General features: G+C 66.8%; 7 protein-coding genes. 4 read left to right on the plus strand and 3 right to left on the minus strand.

Annotated elements, in window-relative coordinates:
* Positions 1-211: 211 nt before the first annotated feature.
* Positions 212-685, minus strand: a complete 474-nt coding sequence (locus Q1B08_RS18195) for a helix-turn-helix domain-containing protein (protein ID WP_299822000.1) — start codon at positions 683-685, stop codon at positions 212-214.
* Positions 686-765: 80 nt separating this feature from the next.
* On the opposite strand from Q1B08_RS18195, the gene Q1B08_RS18200 reads away from it, so the two are divergent.
* Entirely contained in the window at positions 766-1,434 is a 669-nt protein-coding gene (locus Q1B08_RS18200) for a cation transporter (protein WP_299822002.1), read from the plus strand.
* Positions 1,435-1,650: 216 nt separating this feature from the next.
* Here the strand turns inward: Q1B08_RS18200 and Q1B08_RS18205 are convergent, their stop codons facing one another.
* Together Q1B08_RS18205 and Q1B08_RS18210 are read right to left on the minus strand one after the other, a co-directional pair.
* Positions 1,651-1,977, minus strand: a complete 327-nt coding sequence (locus Q1B08_RS18205) for a PRC-barrel domain-containing protein (protein ID WP_299822004.1) — start codon at positions 1,975-1,977, stop codon at positions 1,651-1,653.
* Between the two features lie 174 nt (positions 1,978-2,151).
* The gene (locus tag Q1B08_RS18210; protein ID WP_299822006.1) at positions 2,152-2,868 is read right to left on the minus strand and encodes a calcium-binding protein; all 717 of its coding nucleotides are present in this window, start codon (positions 2,866-2,868) and stop codon (positions 2,152-2,154) included.
* Positions 2,869-2,998: 130 nt separating this feature from the next.
* Here Q1B08_RS18210 and Q1B08_RS18215 point away from each other — a divergent pair, with 130 nt between their 5' ends.
* From Q1B08_RS18215 to Q1B08_RS18225, 3 genes are read left to right on the plus strand one after another with little or no spacing between them, the layout of a single operon-like run.
* Positions 2,999-3,319: a PepSY domain-containing protein gene (locus tag Q1B08_RS18215; protein ID WP_299822008.1), complete on the plus strand. Its 321-nt coding sequence runs from the start codon at positions 2,999-3,001 to the stop codon at positions 3,317-3,319.
* A 21-nt stretch (positions 3,320-3,340) separates the two neighbouring features.
* Positions 3,341-4,000 (plus strand): response regulator transcription factor, encoded by a 660-nt coding sequence (locus Q1B08_RS18220; RefSeq protein WP_299822010.1) that lies wholly within the window; start codon positions 3,341-3,343, stop codon positions 3,998-4,000.
* A gap of 10 nt (positions 4,001-4,010) precedes the next feature.
* On the plus strand, positions 4,011-5,357 hold the full coding sequence (locus tag Q1B08_RS18225) for a HAMP domain-containing sensor histidine kinase (RefSeq protein ID WP_299822012.1): 1,347 nt from the start codon (positions 4,011-4,013) through the stop codon (positions 5,355-5,357).
* The last annotated feature ends 643 nt before the right edge of the window (positions 5,358-6,000 follow it).

Genomic DNA, 6,000 nt, shown 5'->3' on the forward strand with positions numbered 1-6,000 from the left:
GCAGTCGGTGGCGGACGACAGCTTCGAGCCCTCATCGACCAATGCTGCGGGATGATCAATTTGCTGCTTCCAAAGGTCTTGGGCGATCGGGAGTGTTTCAACAGGCTCTAGACCCGCCCTGATGGGCGTTTCGAAACGAATGATCGACCCCTACTGCAACGGCAGAACGGTTTTATCTGGCCGTTTTGTCAGCCTGCATTTCTGCAAAGCTTCACCATGCTGTCGGCTGCCCTGGTTGTGAGGGCACAGCAGGCTCCGAACCTGCATGGTCGTCCAGGCAATGCGCGTGATCCGCGAGCGTCTCAATGACGTGGCAGTGGGCGACGGTTCCTTCGTTGCAGTCCTCGATCATGCGACGCAGTTCGCGCCGAAGGCCCTCCAGCCGGACGATCCGGCGCTCGACATCCGTCAGGTGACGTCGTGCAATCGCATCCGCCCCTTCGCACGAACGCTCAGGGTGGTCCGCAAGGTCTAACAACTCGCGGATCGCATCGAGTGGAAAGCCGAGGTCGCGGGCATGACGCACGAAACCGAGCCGTCGACGTGCCCCTCCGTCGAACAAGCGTTGGTTGCCGACGCTGCGATCTGCAGGCGGCAAAAGCCCGATCCGCTCGTAGTAGCGCACGGTACCGACCGCGATTCCGGTCTCGCGGGCCAGCTGGCCCACGGTGAACTGCCCGCGCATGATTCTTCTCCGATTGACCCTTGAAGCTACAATCATTGTAGACCGTAGATACTGCCCAGGACAAGATTCGGGAGACTGGAATGGGTGGCAGCTGTTGTGGGGAAGGGCCTGACCTCGGCCGTTCGTCGGCGCCGTTCAAGCGCGCGCTTTGGGCGGTTATCGCAATCAACGCTGCGATGTTCGCGATCGAGATGACAGCGGGCCAACTTGCCGGCAGCCAGGCTCTCAAGGCCGATGCGCTCGACTTCGCGGCCGACACCGCGACCTACGGGATCAGCCTTGCGGTGCTTGGCGCCTCGCTGCGGTTCCGAGCCACGGCGGCGCTGGCGAAGGGCGCAAGCCTTCTTGTGATGGGAGTGTGGGTATTCGGCTCCACACTCTGGGCCGCGCTTGGGCCGGGCCTGCCGGAAGCGCCGGTGATGGGCACGGTGGGCCTCCTTGCGCTTGCGGCGAACCTGGCGAGTGTCCTACTGCTTTTGAACTTCCGCGACGGCGACGCCAACGTCCGTTCGGTCTGGCTCTGCTCGCGCAACGACGCGATCGGCAACGTGGCCGTCGTGTTGGCCGCACTCGGCGTGTTCGGCACCGGCACGGCCTGGCCCGACCTCCTCGTCGCAGGCATCATGTCGGCATTGTTCCTCGGTGCGTCCGTCTCGATCCTGCGGCAGGCCGTGACCGAGTTGCGGACAGGCAACGCCGATGGAAAGGCAGCCGAGCCAGGCCACCGTCCGGAGGCTCAGGCCCGATGACACTGAACGCGAACGACCCCATGCCGCGCGGTCCATACCGCTTTTCGACTTCGAGCATCCCTCGATCCGTGAACTGATCGAGCGGAAGCACTGGTCCAGCCTGCCGTCCTTTAAGCGGATCGCTTCGATCCATTCTATCGGTTTCGCAGGGCGACACGCAAAAAAGGGGAGCCGCGAATGCGCCCCCCTTCATGCCCGTTCCAGAAGGTCCGGATATCAGTCGGCCCAAACCGGAAGTCCCTCGACCTCGTCGGTCGTCATCGTGGTCGTGTAGCGGCCATTGTCCCAAGTCAGGGCATCCATTGTCATGACGACATCGGAATCCCCGAGGTCGAGAAATCCGTCATCGACCTCCACCACCAGGGCGGCAGGCATGCCGGCATCATCGACCAGCATGGTTTCGACCTCGCCGATCCGTTCGCCATCGGCCCCGATGACATCGAGGTCATCCACGTCGGCATAACCGGAAATATCGGTTGTCTGCGCGATGGCGGCGCCGGCGAGCGGCAGCGTCAACGCGGCAAGGATCAGGCTCTTCATCATGTCGTATCTCCTGTCATTGGTTCATTCGAGAATTCCAAGCGCGCCCGGTTGTTCCGTCGACGCCGCGCCGGATCGTGGCATGCGCGGCGAAAGGTGGTCCTTCCCCGACCAGTCCCTGCCTTCGGGGCAAAGACCGGCGGGATCGGGTTCGGTCTTCCAGATGGTCGTCCCGGTTCAGAAAAGGAAGTCCGAGATATCGAGCGCGGACGCGTTCGTGTCGTCGAGGGTGACGGTCGTGTTCGGGGCGAGCGTCAATACGAGGTCGTCTCCTGTCTGCCGGGCAGAGGCGATGATTGCCTCGACCTCGGCGCGGCTCGCGTCGTCGATCTCGAGCCGGTCCTGGCCGTCGGTGAAATCGACGATGCGGTCGTCGCCATCGCCCTGTTCGAACTCGAACACGTCCGCGCCGCCCCCACCCTTCAGTAAATCGTCGCCACGACCGCCATCCAGGTGATCCCGGCCGGCGCCGCCGTTCAGACGATCGTCGCCCGCGCCGCCTTCAAGTTCGTCGCTGCCCCGGTTTCCGAACAGACGATCCCTGCCGGCCCCGCCATCGAGCTCGTCGTTGCCCGTCCGGCCGAAAAGCCGGTCATTGCCGCCATCGCCGTCGAGTTCGTCGTTGCCGCCGCCACCGATCAGCCGGTCCCGGCCGGCCCCGCCGTCGAGCTCGTCGTCTCCGGCGCCGCCGCGCAGGACATCGTTGCCGAGGCTGCCGTCGAGATCGTCGTCGTCCTTCCAGCCGGCCAGCCGGTCGTTGCCGGCGCCGCCCGCGATGTCGTCGTCGCCGTCGCGTCCGCGGATGGTGTCGTTGCCGTCGAATCCGTAGATCCGGTCGGGCATGTTCGTGCCGAAGAGGGAGTCGTTGCCGTTGGTGCCGCGCAGAAGAGCCATGGTCGTGTTCCTTTATCGTTGGAATGCGATGAGATCGCGTCTCGTGAATCGGTCTTCCCACACCCGCGCTGACGCCGGCCTGACCTGCGCTGTCAGCGCGCTGTCAGCGAAGCTCGACTAGGGCTGGAACATGCGGTTCGGCCTCTTCCTTTTCTTCTGCGTCGCGCTCCCCGCTCCCGCCCTGGCGGACGCGGACGAGCGCGACGTGACGCCCGACAGCGAGATCGCCCGCGCCGCCGTCGCGCGCGGCGAAATCCTGCCACTGTCCGAGCTGCTTCCACTCCTTCTCGAAGCCTTCCCCGGTGAAGTTCTTGACATCGAGATCGATCTCTATCCGGACGGGCGCTTCGAGGAGTATGAGTTCGAGGTTCTGACGCTCGACGGGCGACTGATCGAGGTGGACATGGATGCGGCGACTGGCGAGATCACCGATGTCGAGGACGAGGACTGATCCGCTGGTCGTGGTCACGTAATGAGAGTGCTGATCGTTGAGGACGATGCGCGGATCGCGGCCGATATCGCCGAGGTCCTGCAAGCCTCGGGGTTCCGCGCGGAGCTTGCGGCCGACGGCGAGGAGGCCTGGTTCCGCGGCGGCACCGAGGATTACGACGTGATCGTTCTCGACCTCGGCCTGCCGCGGCTCGACGGGCTGACGGTGCTACGCCGATGGCGGGGCGAGGGCGTCACGGCCCCCGTGCTCGTCCTGAGCGCCCGCGGCACCTGGATCGAGCGCGTCGAGGGGATCGACGCGGGTGCAGACGACTATCTGCCCAAGCCCTTCGAGATGGCCGAGCTGGTGGCCCGGGCCCGGGCCCTGGTCCGCAGGTCTGCGGGGCACCCCGCCACGCTGGAGCGCGCCGGCCCGCTCGCGCTCGACCTGGGACGCATGTCGGCAACGCTGGACGGCCGACCCGTCTCGCTGACCCCGCTGGAGTTCAGGCTAGTGTCTCATCTGGCGCTCCACCGCGGCCGTCCGGTGCCCCCGACCGAGCTCTTGGAACGGCTCTATGGCGACGACGATTCGCGCGATTCCAACGCCGTAGAGGCCGTCGTCGCGCGGCTGCGGCGCAAGCTGGGACCGAATGTCATCGAGACGCGGCGCGGCTTCGGCTACCTGCTGGCCGATCCGTGAGAGGCAGCTCTTGAGTATCGGGCGCTTGTCTGTCCGGGCCCGCCTGCTTCTCGGCGGCGTGGCGGCAGTGACGCTCTCGCTTCTTCTGGCCGCTTGGGGGCTTGCCATCCTGTTCGACCGCCATGCCGCGCGGGTGGCCGCCAGCGACCTCGGCAACCGGCTCGTTCTTCTCGTCTCGGCGGCGGAGACCGACCCCGGCGGCATCGTCTCGATCGAGGACGCCCCGCGCGATCCGCTCTACGAGCGGCCTTATTCCGGTCGCTACTGGCAGGTCGCGGCACCCTCGGGCTTGGCGCGCTCGCGGTCGCTGTGGGATTACACGCTGCAGATGCCGGAGGATGCGGAGACGGATGCGCTGTGGCTCGGCGCGATCGAAGGCCCGTTGCACGCAACGCTGCTCGCCGTCGCGCGGCGCATCGACGTGGCGACGCCCGAGGGCGACGTGGCGCTCCAGTTCATCGTGGCGATGGACCAGACCGAAATCGCGGCCGTCCGGTCCGGCTTCCTTGCCGATCTCGCTCCCTACCTGCTGATCCTCGCCGTGGCGCTTCTCGCGACACTCGCCGGCGCAGTGGGGCTGGCGCTGCGGCCTCTGTCGGTCGCGAGCCGGCGCGTCGCCGAACTCGGCGCGGGACGCCGGCGCCGGATGGGCGAAGACGTGCCGTCGGAGGTGCTGCCGCTGGCCGATCGGATCGATGCGCTCTTGGCGGCGCGCGAGGCCGAAGTCAAACGGGCCCGCCAGCGCGCCGGCGATCTGGCGCACGGCCTCAAGACCCCGCTCCAGGCGCTGCTGGGCGAGGCGGCCCGGTTGAGCGCGGCCGGAGCGGGCGAGGCGGCGCGCGGGATCGAGACGATCGCGCACGGCATCCGCGCGCAGGTGGACCGGGAGCTGGCCCGCGTGCGGCGGGTCGGCGAAGGTGGCGGCGCGTGCGATCCCCTGGCCGTCGCCGAGGCGGTGGCCGAAGTACTGCGGCGCACGCCTCGCGGCGTCGTGCTCGACATAGACGCGACGGGCCCTCCGGGGCTCACGGTGGCGATGGGCCGCGCGGATCTCGCCGAGGCGTTGGGCGCGCTGGCGGAGAACGCCGTGCGCCACGCGAGGAGCGCCGTGTCCCTGCGCTGCACCGAAGAAGAAGGCGGCATCGCCGTCCGCGTGCGCGACGACGGTCCGGGGGTTGAGGAAGGTCTGCTCGCGCGCCTGACCGAGCGCGGTCTGCGCCTCGACGAGAACGCGGGAGGATCGGGGCTCGGGCTCGCCATCGCCGCAGAGGTCGCCGCCGCTGCTGGCGGATCGCTCGTCCTCTGCAACATGGCCTCCGGGTTCGAAGCCACCTTGGTGTTGCCGAAGACAGCGTAGTGCTAATGTTGCCTTTGAAGTAGGCGTGGTGAAAGTTCGCTCCGTCCCGCACTCTTGCTGTTCGGGCGAGCCGCGGCGGATGACTGGTTCGAGCCCTTCTGGAACGGTCTATCGCGACCGGGCGGACCCTCGGAGTACACCCTTGCCGATCGTCCGCGGCTTAATCGCGACGCCGCCGGATATGCGGGGTTCCGAATAGGTCAGGTTGCGGTGCTGCGGGCTCGGGTGCCTGACCTTCGATGGCCTTCCTTCCGATCTCATCCGGTCAGCGGCTTCGCGCCAGTCGGGCCCGGTGTCACCGTCCTGCGACCAGTGCACGACGCTGGCCTCGTCGCACCACTCGAGAAGGCGCGGCATGGCCCTGCGGTGAGCCCCTTCGGTCATGTAGCTCCGCATAGCGGACTGGTCGGTCCAGTGCGTCTTGGTCCAGAATGTCCGTTTCCGGTCGGCCAAGAGCGAGCCTCCGAGGAAACCTTCGGCGCGCCTGACCTGCGACGACGATCGTATCGTGTCCGCGACGAAGAACGGCATGAAGCGCCAAGAACGTATGCGCAGCCTCGTAATGCTAAAGCGGTTTGCGTTTAATCAGGCGCGTATCCTGCGGCACTGAAGAAGTTCAGGCACTCCTTGGGATCGAACAGGC

Origin of the sequence: uncultured Jannaschia sp. (genome assembly GCF_947494025.1) — a bacterium.
GTDB lineage: Bacteria > Pseudomonadota > Alphaproteobacteria > Rhodobacterales > Rhodobacteraceae > Jannaschia.